17 protein-coding genes are annotated in these 20,886 nt (G+C 49.3%); 8 read left to right on the top strand and 9 right to left on the bottom strand.

What is annotated here, in order from left to right:
• Positions 1–58: 58 nt before the first annotated feature.
• Both cphA and OXH18_RS07565 read right to left on the bottom strand, forming a co-directional pair.
• A complete protein-coding gene (cphA, locus tag OXH18_RS07570) occupies positions 59–2,800 on the bottom strand; it encodes a cyanophycin synthetase (RefSeq protein WP_268611881.1) in 2,742 nt (913 codons plus the stop codon).
• Positions 2,801–3,428: 628 nt separating this feature from the next.
• Complete coding sequence (locus tag OXH18_RS07565; protein WP_315874686.1) at positions 3,429–4,280, bottom strand: cyanophycinase; 852 nt, start codon at positions 4,278–4,280, stop codon at positions 3,429–3,431.
• Between the two features lie 497 nt (positions 4,281–4,777).
• Here OXH18_RS07565 and OXH18_RS07560 point away from each other — a divergent pair, with 497 nt between their 5' ends.
• The 4 genes from OXH18_RS07560 (at position 4,778) to rsmH (ending at position 7,995) form a co-directional block, all read left to right on the top strand.
• A complete protein-coding gene (locus OXH18_RS07560) occupies positions 4,778–5,662 on the top strand; it encodes a 4-hydroxybenzoate solanesyltransferase (protein WP_268611880.1) in 885 nt (294 codons plus the stop codon).
• A gap of 243 nt (positions 5,663–5,905) precedes the next feature.
• Positions 5,906–6,571, top strand: a complete 666-nt coding sequence (locus tag OXH18_RS07555; RefSeq protein ID WP_268611879.1) for a phosphoribosyltransferase — start codon at positions 5,906–5,908, stop codon at positions 6,569–6,571.
• 133 nt (positions 6,572–6,704) lie between these two features.
• The gene (locus OXH18_RS07550) at positions 6,705–7,067 is read left to right on the top strand and encodes an antibiotic biosynthesis monooxygenase (protein ID WP_268611878.1); all 363 of its coding nucleotides are present in this window, start codon (positions 6,705–6,707) and stop codon (positions 7,065–7,067) included.
• A 40-nt stretch (positions 7,068–7,107) separates the two neighbouring features.
• Positions 7,108–7,995 (top strand): 16S rRNA (cytosine(1402)-N(4))-methyltransferase RsmH, encoded by an 888-nt coding sequence (rsmH, locus tag OXH18_RS07545; RefSeq protein ID WP_268611876.1) that lies wholly within the window; start codon positions 7,108–7,110, stop codon positions 7,993–7,995.
• A gap of 26 nt (positions 7,996–8,021) precedes the next feature.
• Here rsmH and rarD read toward each other — a convergent pair whose 3' ends face one another.
• Entirely contained in the window at positions 8,022–8,939 is a 918-nt protein-coding gene (gene rarD / locus OXH18_RS07540; protein ID WP_268611875.1) for an EamA family transporter RarD, read from the bottom strand.
• 452 nt (positions 8,940–9,391) lie between these two features.
• Positions 9,392–10,849 (bottom strand): serine/threonine-protein kinase, encoded by a 1,458-nt coding sequence (locus tag OXH18_RS07535; RefSeq protein ID WP_268611874.1) that lies wholly within the window; start codon positions 10,847–10,849, stop codon positions 9,392–9,394.
• Positions 10,850–11,221: 372 nt separating this feature from the next.
• Between OXH18_RS07535 and OXH18_RS07530 the strand changes: the two genes are divergently transcribed.
• The gene (locus tag OXH18_RS07530; protein ID WP_268611872.1) at positions 11,222–12,370 is read left to right on the top strand and encodes a carboxylate-amine ligase; all 1,149 of its coding nucleotides are present in this window, start codon (positions 11,222–11,224) and stop codon (positions 12,368–12,370) included.
• Between the two features lie 16 nt (positions 12,371–12,386).
• On the opposite strand, the gene OXH18_RS07525 is transcribed toward OXH18_RS07530, so the two are convergent.
• Positions 12,387–13,361, bottom strand: coding sequence for an SDR family oxidoreductase (locus OXH18_RS07525; RefSeq protein ID WP_268611871.1), 975 nt, complete (start codon positions 13,359–13,361; stop codon positions 12,387–12,389).
• A gap of 210 nt (positions 13,362–13,571) precedes the next feature.
• Between OXH18_RS07525 and OXH18_RS07520 the strand changes: the two genes are divergently transcribed.
• Positions 13,572–14,000, top strand: coding sequence for an ArsR/SmtB family transcription factor (locus OXH18_RS07520; RefSeq protein WP_268611870.1), 429 nt, complete (start codon positions 13,572–13,574; stop codon positions 13,998–14,000).
• 66 nt (positions 14,001–14,066) lie between these two features.
• Here the strand turns inward: OXH18_RS07520 and petM are convergent, their stop codons facing one another.
• Complete coding sequence (gene petM / locus OXH18_RS07515; protein ID WP_315874636.1) at positions 14,067–14,171, bottom strand: cytochrome b6-f complex subunit PetM; 105 nt, start codon at positions 14,169–14,171, stop codon at positions 14,067–14,069.
• Positions 14,172–14,285: 114 nt separating this feature from the next.
• Here petM and pdxA point away from each other — a divergent pair, with 114 nt between their 5' ends.
• A complete protein-coding gene (gene pdxA / locus OXH18_RS07510) occupies positions 14,286–15,338 on the top strand; it encodes a 4-hydroxythreonine-4-phosphate dehydrogenase PdxA (protein WP_268613142.1) in 1,053 nt (350 codons plus the stop codon).
• A 181-nt stretch (positions 15,339–15,519) separates the two neighbouring features.
• Here pdxA and OXH18_RS07505 read toward each other — a convergent pair whose 3' ends face one another.
• Entirely contained in the window at positions 15,520–15,720 is a 201-nt protein-coding gene (locus OXH18_RS07505; RefSeq protein WP_268611869.1) for a hypothetical protein, read from the bottom strand.
• Between the two features lie 449 nt (positions 15,721–16,169).
• Here OXH18_RS07505 and argF point away from each other — a divergent pair, with 449 nt between their 5' ends.
• On the top strand, positions 16,170–17,102 hold the full coding sequence (gene argF / locus OXH18_RS07500; RefSeq protein WP_268611868.1) for an ornithine carbamoyltransferase: 933 nt from the start codon (positions 16,170–16,172) through the stop codon (positions 17,100–17,102).
• A 52-nt stretch (positions 17,103–17,154) separates the two neighbouring features.
• Here the strand turns inward: argF and OXH18_RS07495 are convergent, their stop codons facing one another.
• Entirely contained in the window at positions 17,155–19,944 is a 2,790-nt protein-coding gene (locus tag OXH18_RS07495) for a DUF3536 domain-containing protein (protein ID WP_268611867.1), read from the bottom strand.
• 521 nt (positions 19,945–20,465) lie between these two features.
• Positions 20,466–20,846 carry a hypothetical protein gene (locus OXH18_RS07490; protein ID WP_268611866.1) on the bottom strand — a complete coding sequence of 127 codons (381 nt, stop codon included), beginning with the start codon at positions 20,844–20,846 and terminating at the stop codon, positions 20,466–20,468.
• Between the last annotated feature and the right edge of the window lie 40 nt (positions 20,847–20,886).

Here is a 20,886-nt window from a genome sequence, read left to right as displayed (position 1 = left end):
TTAATAAATGGTGGGAGGGTTGATTTCGATCGTCATCCTCTCCTCCCGGTTTTAGCTGTCACCGCGCTTCCGATGGAACATAGCCTCCAGATTCACTGTGCACTTCCGTTTTGCCATTGGTAACGGCTGTGTTCAACGAAGCTTCTGGGTTGGTTTGTGGAGTAATCGCCGTGGGCAAAGCCAAGTCCGGCTTGGGGTTACGAGCCTGAATTAAGCTAATAGCCCGGCTAACACTTTCTGGAAGAATGACCACCAAGCTGCCTTTAGGAGCCGTATCCAGAGCCAGGTTAATGGCTTCGGTTTCATTCAAAATGGTCTCATAAGCAGCAACCGTGTTGGCTTCGTTAAGTCCCTGTACAATGAGCCGAGCCGCATCCCCCCGAAGCCGCCCTCGGTTATCGTCATCCTCTTTAACTAAGATCCGATCGAACATATCTGCCGACAACCGCCCCAACGTGACAAAGTCTTCATCGCGCCGATCGCCCGGGCCACCAATGACCCCAATGCGCTGCCCCGGCCAATTGCGGACAAAGCTGCCCAACGCCTGATAGCTATGAGGATTGTGAGCATAGTCCACCATGGCGTGAAAATCACCCAAGTTAAACAAATTCATGCGTCCAGGGGTTTGACCCACCGAAGCCTGGAACGTAGCTAGGGCGGTGCGAATGTCCTCAATCTTGATACCATGGGCAAAGGCCGCCAAACTTGCCGCCAGCGCATTGGCAATCATAAAGGCAGCGCGACCACCCATTGTCAATGGCACATTCACCGCTTGCTCAATTCGTAGCGTCCAATCACCCTTAAGAATTGACAGATAGCCATTTTCATACACCGCTGCCAGTCCACCTTGCTGCGTGTGTTCTCGTAAAATGGGATTTTCCGGATTCATCGAGAAATAGGCAATTTGTGCCTTCACCCGCTCCGCCATGGCTGCCACCAGCGGATCATCAGCATTGAGTACAGCATAGCCATTCGGACGCGCCGTTTCTGCCACCACACTCTTCAGATGGGCTAACTCTTCTACGGTGTCAATATCGCCAATGCCCAAGTGGTCTGCCGCCACATTGAGCACGATCGCAACGTCACATTCCGTGAAGCCCAAACCCGATCGCAAAATGCCGCCCCGGGCTGTTTCCAGCACTGCTACCTCCACCGTTGGATCTTGCAAAATCACCTGTGCACTTTGAGGACCGGTCGTGTCGCCTTTTTCCACTAAGTAACCGCCAATGTAAATGCCGTCGGTGGTGGTGTAACCCACAGTTTGCCCGGTTTGCTTAATGATGTGCGCTAGCAAGCGAGTGGTGGTGGTTTTGCCGTTGGTTCCAGTCAGCGCCAGGATTGGAATACGAGAGGGCGTTCCCGGCGGAAACAGCATATCCAAAACGGGTTCAGCCACATTACGAGGAATGCCTTCACTAGGGCAAAAGTGCATCCGGAAGCCTGGGGCTGCATTCACTTCGACAACAACACCATCGACATCCCGCAGTGGCTTAGAAATATCCGGCGTGACTACATCAATCCCGGCGATATCCAACCCAATGATTTTAGCCACCCGTTGGCACAACCAGATGTTTTCCGGGTGAATTGTATCGGTACGATCGATGGCAATTCCGCCCGTACTTAAATTCGCCGTTGCCTTCAGATAGCAAACTTCGCCATTTTCCAATACTGTATCCAGATTGTACCCCTGTCGATCGAGTAGCTCCCACGAGGTCCGATCGAGTTCAATTCGCGTCAGGATGTTGTCATGCCCCGTGCCACGTCGGGGATCACGGTTTGTTTCTTCAATCAAGTCTGAAATGGTAGAGCGTCCATCTCCTACCACATGGGCTGGCACTCGCTCTGCTACAGCCACCACCTTACCATTGATAACCAATACTCGGTGGTCGCGCCCGCGATAAAAGCGCTCGACAATCACTCCTTTGGATACTGCCTTAGCCGCATCATAGGCTTCCTCAGCCAAATCCCAGTTATCAATATTGATAGTGATGCCGCGCCCATGATTGCCATCTAGCGGTTTAATCACGATCGGATAGCCGCCCACATCCTCGATAGCTTGCTCCAGTTCATCGAGATAGTAAATCACGGTTCCACGGGGCACTGGCACACCGCTGTCACGTAATACCCGTTTCGTTCCTTCCTTGTCGCAGGCTAGCTCAACTCCCAGGATGCTTGTGCGGCTACTGAGGGTTGCCTGAATGCGCTTTTGATGGAGACCATACCCTAGCTGAATTAACGCCCGCGCTCCCAACTGCATCCAGGGAATACCACGGGTTTCAGCCTCACGCACAATATTCTCGGTACTGGGACCCAAGGACGATTGCAGCGCAAAATCGCGTAAATCTGCTAAGTCTTGAGCCAGTTCAGAGGCAGGATAATGTCCGACCTCAACCAAGCTTTGACACAGCCGCACCGCTGCCCGCGCCGCGTATCGTCCGGCCTGCTCATCTACATACTCAAACACTACTTGGTAGATGCCGGGAGTCGAGGTTTCACGCGATCGGCCAAACCCAACAGGCATTCCAGCCAGCGTTTGTAACTCCAGTGCCACATGTTCAACAACATGGCTCAACATCGTGCCTTCTTGCACTCGCCGGAGAAATCCACCGCGTTGTCCAGGAGAGCAGTGATGTTCAACCAAACTGGGTAACACTTCCACCAGTCCATCGTAGAAGCCGGAAATTTCGTTGGTAAGCGTATTTGCAACGGTCTCTAGATCTAGACGAATGACTATCAGTTTGTGATATCGAATGCTCCAGTAGTTGGGCCCACACAGCGTTTGAGTTTTGAGAATTTTCATAGCAATGTTTAAGGAGTCATTTCAGCGGAGCAGCTATTGCAACAGTAAACTAGTCTCAAGCTATTGAAAGCCTTTGAACTGTTCAGTGTGAACATTTTTGCAGAGCTAGAAATTTAGTGTTTGAATAGGCAACCAGCGAATCCAACTCAAATCGAGCGATCGCTTTGTAATGCCTCACCATAGACTAAAAGACTTCATTGCAGTGAACATACTACCTAGTAAAACAGTCGTCACAATAGCTAAGCAATCAAAGTGTGGATGGTCAAAAGTATTTTTGAATGAACAGGTTTGAAGTTCAGCTTTGAAGTTTAAACCCAAGTCCTATGGCATTAGAGTACTCACTTAAGCGACGGATTAGCCCAAAATTAGTTACCTTAGATGCGAATCCAGGTTGTTTGGGCGAATAATTTCTTTAGCTAGATCCTATCGTTTTCGTTGTCGTAAGACCGTAATCTCAGTAGCAAAGTACAGAGTTTCCATCGCTGTCTTTTCGGGCAAGCTCTCTAGATAAAATCCCCTAGACGAAGCAACAGACACGCACAGACGTGCCCATTAAAGTTATAAGCCACATTTATTCAAAGGCAAAATTCAATCAAATATTTACATGGGTATAAGTACTTAATCTATTCTAACGTCCTGGAACTGCAATTTGCCGTTTGTGGAGGTCAAATCGATCGCCATGACTCAGGATGTGCAGGCGCATGTTATGAATGCTCAGCGGATCACTGGCTCCTACGCTGGCATAGTTGGTATGAGAGACTTCTCTAGGATCAACGATTGTGACTGTTCCTTTGCCAATTACCTGAAACGTGCCGTCTCCTTCAAACAGGGCACAGGTATCTTCATCGATGCCAATTCCTAAGCGATCGGTATGAGACGCAACTGCACTCAACAGACGGGCCATGCGATTGCGGTTATGAAAATGCTGATCGACGATCACTTCTGGAATAATTCCCAAGCCCGTTGTCATATCTACCAGCGATCGATTTGGCGACTCGCCGCTACCGCCGCCTGCAATCATTTGCTGTCCCATTACAGCTGCACCAGCGCTGGTTCCAGCTAGCGTAATTTCTCCAAGCTGGGCCCGCATTCGCACTCGTTCCATGATTGGCGTATCTGACAGCAGCCCGCACAACCGCAACTGATCACCACCAGTCATAAAAACACCCGTACAGTCTTCCACAAACGCTTGCCAAACGGCATCTTCACCGTGCTCCCGCTCGCGAATGTCCAGCACCTCAATCGCCTTTGCGCCCATTTCCTCAAAAATATCGTGATAACGACTACCAATCACCGCAGGCTCTCGCGAGGCAGAGGGAATAATAGCAATGCGAGCATCCGACCCACCACAGCGTTGAAAAAAGGTTTGTAAGATTAACCGTCCATGAATTTTGTCTTCTGCGCCGCCAATAACCATGACAGCAGTTTTTGTCGATTGAGGCATCCTTGGCTGAAGGCAGTTAGTGTCTCGTTGCAGCATCATATCGCTTCTGGGCACGACGTGGGTCAACCGCTCCAATAGCCTTGCAAAAAAGATGCCATTCTTATTCATCCGTTTATGATTGATGATAACGATTGTAGGCGCTTAGCTTGGGCTTCTAGATAGGTTCACCCGTTCCGGAGGGAACTTTAAATGAATTAACTTCCTCCCTCCCAATAAATATATTAGGACAGGCGTTCCAATATACCCTAGTCCTCGACTCAGTGCCAGGTTTGCGGAAGATATTTCCACTTAGTATGGCATCTTATTTTGATTTAGTATGTATTTGATGATTAACTTTAAGCTTCCTTATGGCTAATCTACCTAAATGCGATCGCTCACTTAACTCAGATTAGACTAAAGAAAGAGTTAAAGAAACGTAAATTGCTTATCAAACGTTTGGCAAATCGTTATCTGCCAGTTGTTATTAGTAGTCCTTCGGGCATTGATCATTCTTGATTCGCGGCTCTATATAACTCCTTCAAACCGATTCATCCATGCTGACTCAGCCTCACCCTCCTGTTGAACCAGTTTGGCAATCGATTGTACGGTTGCTGCGTTGGGACAAACCTGCTGGCCGCCTGATTCTCATGTTGCCAGCCCTATGGGCTGTGGTTCTAGCCGCTGGTGGGTTGCCCCCACTGCCACTGTTGGGGGTGATTGTGTTAGGAAGCCTGGCCACCAGTGCGGCTGGTTGTGTGGTCAACGACTTGTGGGATCGTAATATTGATCCCCATGTGGCTCGAACTCGTAATCGGCCATTGGCTTCCCGTGCCCTTTCTGTGAAGGTAGGGATTGGAGTAGCGATTGTTGCGTTTGTTTGTGCTTGGGTGCTGGCATCTTACCTTAATCCGCTCAGCTACTGGCTCTGTGTGATTGCCGTTCCCTTCATTGTGTTCTACCCCTCCGCTAAACGATTTTTTCCAGTGCCGCAGTTGGTGATGGCCCTAGCGTGGGGATTTGGGGTTTTGATCAGTTGGAGCGCCGTTACCGCCTCTCTGACTTTGCCCACTTGGTTGTTGTGGGGAGCCACTGTGTTCTGGGCCTTGGGGTTTGATACTGCCTATGCCATGGCCGATCGCGAGGATGACGAACGGTTGGGCGTTCAATCTAGTCCGCGATTTTTTGGAAGGTACACTCCCTTAGCGGTTGCTGTTTGTTTTGCTGCCACAGCGGCTTTGTTGGCGGTTCTGGGCATGGTGTTATCCCTAGGTCCAATTTATTGGCTAGCGCTAGTGGTGGCGATTGGTGCTTGGAGTTGGCACTACCTGCAACTTCGACCTCAAACCCCGGATGCTAGCATCTACGCACAAGTGTTTCGCCAAAACGTTTGGATTGGGTTTGTGTTGTTGCTAGGAATGGAGTTGGGGGCAGTGCTTTAGGACCGAGGAACGAGGAGTAAGGAAACCCAATTTCTCAGTTCTGCTCTTTGCCCCTAATCCCCAATTCGAACTTGAAGAAACTCTAACTTCTGTAACGCTACTCAGCGATCGACGTTAGCCTGAGAGAGTAGGCACTAATCTTCTAAGAATTTCCGTAGCAACCGTTCATTTGAACATTCAAGCTCAGCCAGAATAAGCTCAGAATAAGCCCAGAAAATAAATATGGTAGGGAGGTGAGGGCAAGTGAACTCACGATTTTGCGATCGCGTTGAAGCAGGACAACGTTTGGCAGAGCAGCTTTGTCATTATGCCAATCAGCCCAATGTATTGGTTTTGGGCTTGCCGCGTGGTGGCGTTCCGGTTGCCTATCAAATTGCCAAGGCAATTCGGGCCCCGCTAGATGTTTGGCTGGTGCGCAAACTAGGTGTACCAGGGCAAGAGGAACTAGCGATGGGAGCGATCGCGATGGGGGGCATGATGATTCTCAACAACGAAATTATCAACAGTTTGCAAATTTCCCGACGTATCATTCAGCAGGTAGCTACCGCAGAAAAACAGGAACTTGAACGCCGCGATCGGCTGTATCGGGGTGAACGCCCCCTACCTATTCTGCACGACAAGACCGTAATTTTGGTCGATGATGGCATTGCTACCAGTTCCACCCTCCGGGCTGCCATTGCTGCCATTCAGCAGCATCACCCACAGCGACTGGTCGTCGCGGCCCCTGTTGCCCCACCATCGGTTGTCGAATCATTGCAATCGATAGTTGATGAAGTAGTGTGTTTGTTGTTGCCAGAATCGTTGCATTCGATCGGTATGTGGTACGAAGATTTTTCCCAAACGACGGATCAAGAAGTTCAAAATTTATTGCAGCAATCAGCCGACGAGATGGCGGCGATCGGTTCTTAATAAATCATTTGATAAATTGAACACATAACAAATTGACTACAGAATCAAATAAAGCTAAAGATTGCAGAAACAGGGCATAGTTTCAAGATAGACTAAAAACCCTTCTAAATTACGAGTAAAGGTTGAAAGCGCTATGTCAGAGTTTCAAGACTTTTTAAGACGAACATTTGCCTATGTAGCAATCGGAGAATTTAAGTCCGGTAAGTTCGAGGAAGCCCAGCGGCTGTATGAAGAAGCAATCGCGTCCTATGGCGAAGGATTTAAGGGAACCTACTTATTGCGCGAGCCAGGAACCGATCGGGGAATTTCGATCATCTTTTGGGACAGTGCTGCCGATATGGAGGCGAATCGTACTGAAACCCACGAGCGCATTCTCAAACAAATGTCTCCCTTGTTTGCCAAACCGCCTACCACTGGTTTCTATGAACTGGTGTGTGATGCACAGCCCTCTGAGGCAGCGATCGTCAATAGTATTGTTCACAACCTGGCATCCTAAACTATGGGATTTTAAAAATTGTTGTTTGCCCTGACGCAATATGCAAATTGACAGCGCCAATTCCTTCTACCATATTCCGGTCATGGGGCGGGAAGTTGTAGAAGGGTTGGCTATTTGTGCAGGTGGTCGTTATCTCGATGCGACGGTTGGTGGTGGCGGACATAGCCAACTCATTCTATCTGCCGCTCCCAATGTCGAGTTAATCGCGATCGATCAAGATCAACATGCTCTGCAAGCCGCCCAGCAACGACTAGCTATCTATAGCGATCGGGTGGAATTCTATCACTTAAACTTTGCTGAGTTTCAATCAGAGCAGTCCCAATTTGATGGCATTGTTGCCGATCTGGGGGTTAGTTCTGCTCAGGTTGATCAAGCCGATCGAGGCTTTAGCTTTCGTCAAACGGCCCCACTAGATATGCGCATGGATCAAGGGCGATCGCTGACAGCGGCTGAGATCATTAATACTTGGGATGAGGCAGAATTAGCCAGAATTTTTTACACCTATGGTGAAGAACGGCTGTCCCGCAAGTTGGCACGGCGCATTGTGGAGCGTCGGCCTTTGCAAACTACCACCGATCTAGCAGAAGTCATTTTCTATGCTGTGCCTTCTTCCTATCGCTATGGACGCATTCATCCCGCTACTCGTATTTTTCAAGCTTTACGTATTGCTGTAAATGGTGAACTCGATGTACTTGAAACCTTCCTGAATGCGGCCCCAACTTGGTTAAAACCAGGTGGCAGATTGGTCATTATTAGTTTCCATAGTTTGGAAGATCGACTGGTTAAACATGCGTTTCGTAACTCTTCCTTATTACAAGTGATTACCAGAAAACCAATCACGCCCAACCAAGCAGAAATTCAGGAAAATACACGATCGCGCTCGGCAAAGTTACGCATTGCGGAGCGAGTTCAGATCGACCATCAATGAACCCACACCCAGGATGGATTGATGCTTTAGATGGGTTGCTCTTTTCTCGATTGCAGCAAAGAAGAGAGCGAGTAAATCAACAGAGCAGACCAGATGCAGCCAAACGTAACGGCATGGGTGTGGGTAAACGGCTCACGATAGAGAAAAATGCCCAATGCTAATTGAATGCTGGGAGCTAAATACTGAAAAAATCCTAATGTAGAGAGACGTAATCGTTTAGCAGCATTGTTGAACCATAGCAGCGGCATCGAGGTGGTGACACCTGCACCGATAAACAGTAGTGTTATCCAGCTATTTGTACCTAGATGTCCCACGCCAGTGATGGCCCAGTAACTCACCAACGCTAGGGCCATAGGGGCAATCAGCAACGTTTCACCTGCAAGACCCACCATTGGGGCTACCGACACTACTTTGCGTACTAGTCCGTAGAAAGCAAAGGAGAATGCTAATCCTAGGGCAATCCACGGCACTTGCCCAAATTGCCAAACAAAGTAGGCAACGCCAATGCTCGCTAGCAACACCGCGATCGTTTGGCTAAGATTCAGTCGCTCTTTAAGAAACACAAACCCCAACAGCACATTCACCAGCGGATTAATAAAGTAGCCCAAACTCGTTTCTACGACGCGATCGGTGTTGACACCGTAAATATATAGTCCCCAGTTGAACGTCAGCAAAGCGGCCGTTAAAAATAGCAGTCCCAGTTTTTGGGGCGATCGCCAAAGCTGAATAATTTCTGCTTTACGCTGCTGCACGATCAAAATTCCAGCCAAAAACACCATTGACCAGATCATGCGATGACATAGGACTTCAACCGCTGGAACCTGCCCAAAGAATTTCCAGTAAATGGGCAGCAACCCCCAAGAGATATAAGCTAGAAGTGCATATAGAGCACCCGTTTTCGCAATCGACTGGGTAGAAATGGGTGGACGATCGTTGGTATTCAAAGATGTTAACTTGAGTAATTGAGCAGTTATTATTTCTTGTTATGCTTTCGGAACAGCTTTGTTCCCATTTCAGTTTTGGCAGAAATGATTAGATAAATCAAAATACATCCTGCACTCACCACAAATGGAATAAGCTCGGTTGTTACGTAATGATTCACGATGTCATGAATTAGTTAATGCAATCGACAGTGTGAACGAAACTCATCTTTTCGATCGAGTTTTTCAATTAACGTTCAACTTATACCTAAGCAGCTTGATTTTGAAGAGAACAGTTAGGACAAGCCTTATTCACATTTTAGTGTTAGGAAGCATTTCACTTTATCTTTTGTCCTTTGTCCTTAATTCTTCCACACTAGTACTATCTTAAATAAACTGGATTTGAGTGAAATCGTCAATCAACCAGTAGGGGCTAGTTCAAAATCCAATTAAATGCTATTCGCTTTCCAGCATAGCTACGATCGGCGCGTTACGTCGATTGGTGGAACATAAGGACGACAAGTTTCCAAGCGGGTCATCAATGCAGAAAGCTGTTCCCCTTTATGCCAGGTTGGCAAATGTCCTTTGGGTGCATCAAGGGAGAAATTCAGCTTATCGTAGGGTAGCCAGATGTCCTTGATGCGCCAGCCTACTCGGCCACTAAACCGATGCCAAGGGCTGTTGATCCGCCATTTTCCTCGACTTTTAGAAAACCGATCCCAATCAGGGTGGTAGGAACCAGCAGTGCCACCGACACTTTTCCAAATATCTTGTTGAACGCTGAAGCCAAACACACCATCACTGTAGTGTAGCCAAAGATAATCGATCGTATATAAATCGCGGCAGGGCAATTGTCGAATCTCTTCCCCCCGCAACCGTCCGACTTCTCGTCCGATGGCTTTCAATAACAGCCGATGAGTTTCACGATCGGCGGCTTTCCAAGCTTTGGCAACCAATAAGTCTTGTAAAGGTTGATAATCAATCCCTACTTCTGAGCCATTGGCACTGATAGAAAAATCGGTTAGGGTTTGAATCCGAGTTTCAAAATTGTGAATGAGCGTCGATGGCTCATCAATCGGCTCCACAATTTCTCGGGTAGGAGCCAGTTGTTTTAAATCCGTGAGTACTTCTAGGGCGGACTGATAGCGTTCACGAAAGTCATAGCGCACCATCCGATCGAGAATCTGCCCCAGTTCCAAACTCACCTCCGTTCGATCGCGCCAAATCATTTCTCCGGTGCGGGCATCTTCCGGTAGGCTTTTGGGGTGCAGTCCGGTCAAGGCTTGAATGCCAATCATTCCCACCGCATAGAGGTCGCTGCAAAAGCGCGGTCGCCCTGCCATTTGTTCGCTGGGCATGTACCCGGGAGAGCCAATCGCGATCGTGCGAGTGGTGTGGCTATGGGTGTGAATAATTTGCGTGGTCAGTTGTTTGACGGCTCCAAAGTCAATCAGCACAATTTTGCCATCGCGACGGCGGCGAATCAGGTTCGAGGGCTTTAAATCTCGATGAATGACATTGTGGTGGTGGATGTACAGCAACACATCCAAAATGTCTTGCAGCAAGGCGATCGTGTCTGGCTCGGAGAAGCGATGTCCTGCCCGCAATTCCGTGCTTAAATTTGTACCGTCAATAAACTCTTGAACTAAATAAAACTCCTGATTTTCTTGAAAATGGGCCAAAAGTCGAGGAATTTGACTGTAGCCGTTGAGCCGATACAGGACTTGAGCTTCGGTTTCAAATAAACGCTGGGCCGTTTCCAAACTCACTGCATCAATCAGCATTGGCTGCAAATGTTTGACTACGCAGCGCGGTTTCCCTGGCAGATGGTTGTCTTGAGCCAGATACGTCTGACCAAAGCCTCCACCTCCCAGATAGTGAATTAGTTGATATCGCCCACCGAGTATGACCCCACCATTGGGCAAGTTCATCATGAGAGTTTGGAATATGAGCGCCAATTCAGAAGTCCTGACTATTCATTCTATACGTCCGGCTCTACAGACGGTCGGGAGCGAACCACATTGCCCCGTTGACGTGGCATCGCTTAAACAGGGTATCGCTAGTGATCGAACAATCGGCATTGAAATTTGGCGTGGCTGAATTCAGACATGATTTACCAACCTTGATCTTGACTGTGATTCCGACTGTGATTCCGACTGTCAGAGCGTTGCGCGCAACACCCCTACAAGATGCATCTACCCAATCGGGTTGTTGAGTAAGAAGTATTTCAACGCTCCTGGTAGTTCTAGGTGTCCAGTTAAGATCAAGTTAACACCCAGTATTCCCCCTTTGGGAGCCAAATCAATATGTCCCTTCCCGAAGAATCCTTCACAATTGGAGTTGAAGAGGAATATCAAATTATTGACCCCGCTAATCGAGAGCTTTGTTCGCGGGTACAACAGATTCTGCCCTTAGCGCGACAAATCCTTGGCGAAGCTGTACAGCCTGAAGCTCAGCGATCGCAGATTGAAATTGCCACTCCCATTTGTCAATCCTTGTCCGATGTCAGAACGGCTTTGACCGAGCTACGGCGGGAAGTCATCCTAGCGGCCGCCAAAGACGGCAACCGCATTGCAGCGGCTGGAACTCATCCCTTTTCCCATTGGCAACGACAGCAAATTACACCGAAAAAGCGCTATCAAGATCTGCTGCAAGACTACCAACAACTAACTCGCGAACTGGTTATCTTTGGCTGCCATGTGCATGTGGGGCTACGCGATCGTGAGGCTGCCATCCGGGTTATGAATCGGGCCCGCGTGTGGTTGGCTCCTTTACTGGCCTTGTCTGCAAATTCTCCTTTTTGGTTAGGTGATGAAACTGGCTATGCCAGCTATCGCACTGAAATCTGGAGTCGTTGGCCCGTCGCCGGACCACCCACTATTTTCGAGTCGCTGGCGGCATACCATGCCCTGGTTGAATCGCTGGTACAGACAGGGAGTGTCGAAGACGCCACAAAGATTTACTGGGATGTGCGTTTGTCTCAGCGATTTGAAACGATCGAATTTCGAGTCACCGATGTTTGTATGACGATCGATGAGGCAGTAATGGTGGCAGGACTAGTGCGGGCATTGGTACGAACCTGCTATGAGCAGGCGTTGCAGGACATTGCTTTTCCCACCAGCCGTCCTGAACTCTTACGCGCTGCTCACTGGCGGGCTGCCCGTTATGGGTTATCAGCGGATCTAATCGATCTGGAAACCGAGCGGGCCATCCCAGCCCCTCAGTTGATTGAAAAGCTGCTCGACTTCGTGCGTCCTGCCTTAGAATCCCAAGGGGAGTGGCATGAAATTTCCTCTCTTGTGGCGGCAACTTTGCAACACGGGAATGGTGCTACTCGACAGCGACAAATCTACCAACAAGCCGGGCGATTTGAGGAGGTGGTGGATTTCATTATTGCCGAAACTGCCCAAGGAATTGAGATGCCTCCCCTCGGCTTGGAGCAAGCGCAGGTTTAATCACGCTTCGCTAGCTTTACCGAAATAGCTTCTTTTTCTTGGATTTTTCTTTCGCCTTCTCTCGCTCGTATTCCAGTTCCTTCAGCTTCTTCATAATGCGGCTGAAGTATTCTTGCATGTATTGTTCCAGCGTGGTGGTGTCATTGGGATCAATGCCAAACGTTGAGTAGGTATCGTCCATCGAGGCCGTTAACGGCTTGCCAGAGGCCACCACTTCGGTAAATGCCAAGCGATCGGCCAAATTCAAGCCCCACTGGAAGAAGCGCGCCATCCGCTGTACCGACCGCAACAAACCGATCGGCATCCGCGTTACTTTGGCATCCTGCCCAGACAAACGCTCACACAGTTTAATAATCTCTCCAGCGCTCCAAGCTCGCGTACCCACTACCGGAAAGCTACGGTTGATGGTGTCGGGAACCTTCAGCGCTTGAATGGCAAATTTGGCAATATCCTGCGTATCCATGTAGGCGATCGGCGAACTTTCCCCCATGACCCACACTGCCTGTTTCTCTAGGATGGGAATGGCATATTGACCAATTAACCCCTGCATAAAGCCACAGGGTTTCAAGATTGTGTAGTTGAGACCAGATTCTGCCAAAAACTGCTCGGTGCAATATTTGACATCCATCAGCGGCACATCGCGATGCTTCTCGGAATCGAGAATCGAAAAGAAGATAAATCGATCAACCCCGGCTTCCTTCGCGGCTTGAATCAGCGCTACTTTACCGTCCCAATCCACCTGGCGGATACTGAGGGAATCGGTCGGGCGAGTGGTGGCCGCATCGATGACAGCCGTCACTCCTTCAAAGGCCGGCAGCAGTGTAGCAGGTTCGCACAGGTCGCCCCGGACTAGCTCTGCCCCCCATTCTCTTAAAAACGACGCTTTTCTAAAACTTCGGACTAAACATCTCACCTCGTATCCCTCGTCCAAAGCGCGACGGGCAATCTGCCTTCCCAACGTCCCAGTGGCACCAGTGATCAATAAAGTCATGAGGGATTCCGTAACAAAATATTAACTTTATTAAGATATACCAGAAATAGGGGGCCTGCTTCGAGTTTAAGCGGGAGTTACATAAAAAATTGTTACTCTGGAGATAGCCCGCGATCAAATCTTGATGGGCAGGCTTTCTGCATCCAGATTTCTAGATGCACCCCGGTCAGCTTAGCTCAGCCCTCTTGTGCCCTCATTGTCACATCAGTCATGAATCCTGCTTCTTTCCAAGACCGCAAAAACCCACGCACCCCCACCCAGGACGACAAAAATTTAAACAAAAGTTTAAATTGTGAAGTTCAGCATCCGGTTGATCTCAATCATGTGCGTCAGCTTCACCAAGATATTCTGAGTGTAGAGAAAGCGCAGCGCATGGCTGAGTTTTTTAGCTTGCTGGGTGATGCCAATCGCCTGCGAATTTTGTCAGCCTTAGCCAAGCAGGAACTGTGCGTGTGTGATTTGGCGGCGATTGTCCGGATGAGCGAATCGGCGGTTTCTCATCAACTACGGGCGCTGCGGGCGCTGCGGTTGGTCAGCTATCGCAAACAGGGGCGCAATGTGTTTTATTACCTAAAAGACAGCCACGTTCTCAATCTATACCGAGAAGTGGCTGAGCATTTAGATGAACCGGAAGACTAACCGGAAGACTAACCGGAAAATTAAGCTGGAAAGCGCTAGAAAGCGCCAGGAGCCAGAAAAAGAATGTTATTCTTCGCCGCCCTGAACTCTGAGCATCAGAAAGCCAATTCCCAAACCAATCAGTACTATGGTGAACATTAAAACGGCTGTGCTAAAAATTTCTCCGCCCATGACATTTCCTCTACTAGCAAACACTAAATAAACTGAGTGAGTCTGTATAAAATCTTAGGGCAGTTTGGGATCGATGTTGGGTTGAAGAGAAAATCGGGTGTCGGAGAAGGGGCAATGGGACAACGGGTGGCGATCGCGTTGGGAGATCCGGCGGGAATTGGGCCAGAGGTGGTGCTGAAGGCGCTGGCTGATCCAACAGTGGGTCAAACAGTGGGTCAAATGCCGATGACGGTAGTGGGCAGTCGATCGCTGCTTCAGCAAACCTATGAGGATCTGGTAGCTCGGATGCCAGATATTGTGCTGGCTAATCCTAAAGACTTGACCGTTTTGGATGTACCACACCCTAATCTTGAACAAGCGATTCAGCTAGGAGTAGGGAATGCCGCGAGTGGAGATGCCAGTTTTCGCTATTTGCAAACAGCGATCGATCGCACGCTGGCAGGAGAGTTTCAAGGCATTGTCACGGCTCCGATTGCTAAGTCTGCTTGGAAAGCGGCTGGACATGTCTATCCGGGACAAACTGAGCTACTGGCTGAAAAATCTGGCTCGCAGCGATTCGGTATGTTGTTTGTGGCTCGATCGCCCCATACCGCTTGGACACTAAGAACTCTATTAGCAACTACGCATATTCCGCTGCGATCGGTTCCCGATGTTCTCTCTCCAGCGCTACTGACGCTGAAACTGGATCTGTTGATTGAGTGTTTGCACCAGGATTTTGGCATTACCCATCCTCGAATTGCGGTGGCTGGCCTCAATCCGCACAGTGGCGAACAGGGACAACTGGGGCACGAAGAACAAGATTGGCTGATAGCTTGGCTCAACGACATGCGCGATCGATTTCCGCAGATCACGCTAGAGGGCCCTATTCCTCCCGATACGCTGTGGGTAAAACCGGCGCAAGCCTGGTTTGGTGGGCAGACAGTACAAGCACACGATGCTTACTTGGCGCTATATCATGATCAAGGTTTGATTCCCGTCAAACTGATGGCGTTCGATCGGGCCGTCAATACCACGATCGGCTTACCATTTGTCCGTACTTCACCGGATCACGGAACAGCATTTGATATTGCCGGTAAGGGGATTGCGGACGCCACTAGCTTTCAGGCTGCTATTCAGTTAGCGATCGAATTAGTGCAGCAGCGCAGTTTGGTGAACCTGATTGACTGAAAAACCCCGATTTCCCTCACCCTAAATCCCTCTCTTTGAGGAAGAGGGACTTTGAAATTCGGCTCCCCTTCTCCTAAGGGAAAGGGGTTGGTGAATGAGGAAGCAAAGATTTACGAGTCAATTAGAGGGGCGCAACAGAAGGCAAACAGTAAGGATTGAGTCTGCCTTCTTAGATAGGGAACTACCGCACCAACACCGTCATGTACTTGCCTGTGGCAAACGGAGCCGGAACGATCGGCGTAAACTGCACTCGGTCAGTGGCAATGCGTTTGACGTAGAACTCATTGATCTGATGTATCACTTGGTCGCGTGTCCCAATAATCCAAATCTGTACCCGATCGCTTTCCTGAACGGGCAACTCAGTATTCCATTCTCCAGTCATTGTTTTGTTCCTTGCTGATGTTTTCTATTGGGTTAAGAACGGCCCAAGGCATGGGTGTCACCCAACCATGCATCAGCAAGGTGTGCCGATCGCAGACACCTGGTCTACAATCAACACAGCCTAGCCTCCTGCTGGAATCAGGAAGTTAGGTTAGCTGGTTAGGGTTGCGGCCAAACTTCCCTAATCAGCGCCAGTACCTTGAGCCGTTCAGCCGTTCCTCTCGTCCTGCGAAAGAACCAGCATCGCCATAGCATAAACCAACTCGATCGGGTTGCACAAGCGTATCGGGCCATTTTTTTGTCAGGATTTGGTGATGAGGCAGATCGCCCTTTGAGACTTTCCCTTGCTCATTGCCTTTGGAGTCATTTGGACGAAAAGTACCCCAAGAACTGCTCCAAGGCTCCGAGATCTGCTAGGGTTTTAGGGCACCATACATCGAGTAGACTGGGATGAGTGTAACGTCATTAAAAGGGCGAGATCTGCTCAGCATGGCGGATCTGAGTGCTGATGAACTTCAGGAATTATTAGAACTGGCGGCGGCAATGAAATCGGGCAAGATTGCCCCTCGCTTGAATCAGGTAAATGTGTTAGGACTTTTGTTCTCTAAAGCTTCGACTCGTACCCGCGTCAGCTTCTCGGTTGCTATGTACCAATTGGGTGGACAAGTCCTCGATCTTAATGCCAGCGTTACGCAAGTTGGGCGAGGGGAACCGACGATCGATACAGCGCGAGTGCTCGATCGCTATTTGGATGTATTGGCCATTCGTACCTTCGAGCAGCAGGAACTAGAAGTCTTTGCTAGCCACGCTCAGATTCCCGTCATCAACGCCTTGACGGATTTAGAACATCCTTGTCAAGTGCTGGCAGATTTGCAAACCGTGCGTGAAGAGTTTGGTCAATTCACAGATCTAACGTTGACCTATATTGGCGACGGCAACAACATGGCCAACTCGCTGCTGCTGGGCTGCGCTTTGGTTGGCATGAATGTTCGCATTGCTGCCCCATCTGGCTATGAACCGGATGCGGCGATCGTTGCCAAAGCCAACGACATAGCAGGCGATCGATCGGAAGTGCTTGTTACCTCCGATCCAGAGGTTGCGGCGAAGGGGGCCCATGTCCTCTATACCGATGTGTGGGCCAGTATGGGACAAGAAGATGAAGCTGCCGATCGGATGAAGGTGTTTCAACCCTATCAGATTAATGACCAACTGTTGCAGCTAGCTGATTCTAGGGCGATCGTGTTGCACTGCTTGCCTGCGCATCGAGGTGAAGAAATCACAGAAGCTGTCCTAGAAGGGCCCCAATCCCGCGTTTGGGACGAGGCCGAGAATCGAATGCACGCGCAGAAAGCCCTGCTAGCAAGTGTCCTGGGCGCAGAGTAGAGAATAAATATCAGGATCAACTTTAATCTCTAATTCCCAACCTCTAACCTTCCTACGCCTCTAACTGTCGCAGCCAATAGTCTATGTCGATCGTCAGTCGTTGCCCCAGCAGAAGCAGTTGTCGTAGTTGGGCTGGCGTCCAATGACTGAGTTCAATGGGGGCGGCACTGAACGAATGGACATTGGAACTTCCCGCGAGGGCCGGTTGTTGGATAATAGCAAGCTGTGGGGCAATGACGTTATGCAGAGTTTTGAAGAATAGCTCTTGTGCTCGATCAAGAGATAGGTGCAGATGGAATTTTTCTGCCAAGTTCAGCAAGCGATCAAGCAGTTGAAGATCTGCTTCGGTGGTGTCAGGGCTAAGGTGGGTCAACACAGCCCATAGCAAGCGCCACACTAACCGCTCTAGAATTTGTTTGATTTCTAGAGTTTTCAGTTGGCAATGTAGGTGCTCGGCTTCGGTGGCGATCGCTTCCAGTTCAATCAGATAGGTTTGACCCAGAGAGGGATTGCTTAACGGCAAATCGCTGACTTCTCGCTCCAGTGCTTGCAGGCAAGTAATGGCTCGGTGGCTGATGGCAATTTCGGCGGCCACTTGTAGCTCTTGCGGTACGTTTAATTCATCGCGATGAAAGGCCATTAAAATACCGTAGTTATCGCGATAGACCTGGGTGTAGAGTTGATCCAAGCGTGTCAAGGTTTCCTGACTTAATAGGCGCATGATGCGATGGCGCTCTTCTGCAAATAAGCTCTGGAGATTGTAGGACTGATCGCCAAAAAAGCGGTTCATGGCCAGAATGGTTTGGGCAGCACTGGCTTGGCGCATGGCTTCAAACAACTGCTCTTTCATTTGGCTATAGTGTCGGCGTCCTTGGAAAGAAAGAATGCAGCAGTGGAAATCCCACCCCCCCAAATGCAACACAGCAAAAATTAAATGATTGCTCTCCCAGGTAATTTCTGAAGTGAGTTGAATTTGCCCGATCGCCAGCGTTAACGTCCCCAGCCGTTGTAGTTGATAATCCAGTTGATGCACAGCATAGCAATATACTCGTTGATCGCGGGGGTAGGTAGCAAACAGCGAGGTGATGGCATAGTGCGCGGCCACTTGCTCTAGGCTGACTTGAGCAGGGATCACCAACTGTCGATAAATGTCGGCTCCAGTTTGGAAAAACTCGACCACGTTACTGGGAGCCGCTGCCAACCGTTTCACAAAACCTTTCTCGAGTTGCACACCTGCGACATCCCCCGCCAGTTCAATGGCTCGGGCAGCATAGCGCAAAATTTGGGTTCCTTCTGGACGAGACAGTTCATCAAAAAACCAGCCGCAACTGGTGTACATCAACAGGGCATGACGCTGCATTTCCAGCAGTCGTAGAGCATCCACTTTTTCGACTCCTGTAAGTTTGCGCACCTGCTGTTTGGCAAAAAAGCGATTGATGGTAACAGGGCTGCGATCGAGCACCACCGCAATATAAGCATCACGGGCCTGCCAAGGATCGCGGAAGAACTTATGCCCTGTTTCCTCAAATACTTTGGCCAACTGATCCCGCAGCCAGTTCAAACTATCGCGTAACGGTCGGCGCCACCGTTGATGCCAACTGCCACCGCCACCACAACCACAATTGTCCTGCCAGCGATCGACCCCATGCGAGCAACTCCACGCAGTAACAGGTTTCAGTTCCACCTCCCACGTGGGGGGATTTAAGCTGAGATAGTGGGCAAAGTTTGTCACCGTCCAGCCACGCCGGGGAAATTCATTTGTAAATACGTAGGCTAGGGCTTTTTCCGTGCCGCCTTTGTGGTGTCCGAAGGTTTCGCCGTCAGTGGCGACTGCAATTAGTTGGGCGGTTCGGTGATCTCCACGCACGGCTTGGGTCATGCGTCCAGTAAAATGGTCGGCGCTGCTGAGAACATCGTTGAAGCCCATGTCGCGAGAAATCGGACCGTCATAGAAGAAGATGTCGATATAGGAAGTTGGGAGTTGGGAATTAGGGGCTAACTGATCCGTTATTCCTTCATTTTCGACTGTTGGATCTCTCTGGGCTTTTAAATAACAGCGATAGGGCCGCACGGGATCAATTTGGCTTCCTCCAACTTCAATCCAATCGGGATTCGGCCGATCGGCGGTGGGTAGGGGGCGACAACGTTGTGCTTGGGATGGAGCTAATATAATAAACTTAATGCCTTCGGCTACTAACGCTTCCAGCGTGGCATAATCGACTGCTGTTTCGGCTAACCACATGCCTTCGGGATCACGCCCAAACCGCGCTTGGAAATCGGCTTTGCCCCAGCGAATTTGCGTTTGCTTATCGCGCTGATTTGCCAGTGGCATAATGATGTGGTTATACACTTGCGCTATGGCATTGCCGTGTCCATTCAAGCGATCGCAGCTTTTGCGATCGGCTTCCAAAATCCGTTGATACACTTCAACATCGTGCCGTTCCAACCAACTCATCAGGGTTGGGCCAATGTTGAAGCTAAGGTATTCAAAATTGTTGACGATCCCAATCACCTCCTCGCGATCGTTCAGGACTCTAGCAAAGGCATTTGGGCGGTAACATTCGTAGTGAATGCGCTCATTCCAGTCGTGAAATGGAGCAGCACTGGACTGACGCTCGATCGCATTCAGGTAAGGATTTTCGCGAGGTGGCTGGTAAAAATGCCCGTGCACAGTGATATAAATACCTGTGGCTGTTTTAAGGGGATCAAGGGCATCCTCATCAGGTCTGTGCGGTACGATCCCGTTGCCGTTTGCTTCGGGATCACGCGAGAGGGTTTGGAAGGTTTGCTTGGTCAAGGATGACAGCGAACCAGCCGAATCCAAGTTATTGGGTGTAGTCATGAAACCTGTACCAACTTGAAGATGGAAAATCAAAAAACGCCAGTTAGTTAAAAATGAATTGTTGAGTTAGCTTTTAATACCGTTGCGTCGAGGTTATCCGTCTCTAATAGACGGGTTATCCGTCTCTAATAGAAAGGATTAGCTGCCCCGATGGGCACACGCTTGTCTGCACGATCGCCGTACAGGCAGTGGCAACAAGAGAGGACAAAAACCATGATTTTGGAGGCGGACTGTGGTCAATGAATCGTGATGAACAACCGATCGCACGACTCAGCAATCTTCAGAGTAGAACGCTGTAGATACAGTAGATACAGATATTGGTGACGGACACCGAGGGCAGGATAGATATAACAAAACACAAGTGAACATTGCTGAGTTCACCTTAAACAACTCAGCTTCTAGCTTATCTTAATCGAAACAAGGAAACGATTTGAAAACTTAAAACTTTGCAACAAATACTTTAAAAGTGAGGAAATGATGACAAGTTCTGACAAGCCGTTCTGATGCTCAAGCGTCTTCAGCTAGACCTTAATGGTTGAGTGATTGAGTGCATGGTTTGACCGCGTATACACTGGACTTTCCAACCCAAATTGTGTAATTGCCGATTTCGTGTGAATGATGCGATCGGCAATCGATAGAGAATTTTGTAGCACTTCTAACAGAGCCAACTCCGTATCCAGCTTTTGAATTTGATTTAGAACGTCCTGCTCTCGCTCAGGCCCGACAGTTTCTAGCAACCCCATCAGAGTCGAGCGATCGATTTGGCAGTAGGTTGTAGAGTCCTTGAAGTATTGATGCAACTGGCTAATTAACGATGCCACAGACTGATTATCGGCCAGAAAACTGAGGTTTTGATAATGGTTGTTGTATTGCATTTTGGCGATCGATGTGGGTGGAACCATGAAGTTGAAGCTGTGGTTTATATGTTTACAACAGTCATGA

It is taken from the genome of Thermocoleostomius sinensis A174, assembly GCF_026802175.1.
Classification (GTDB): Bacteria; Cyanobacteriota; Cyanobacteriia; order Elainellales; family Elainellaceae; genus Thermocoleostomius; species Thermocoleostomius sinensis.
Note: the sequence above shows the minus strand (reverse complement) of the source record. Positions and strands in the feature narration are given on the sequence as shown.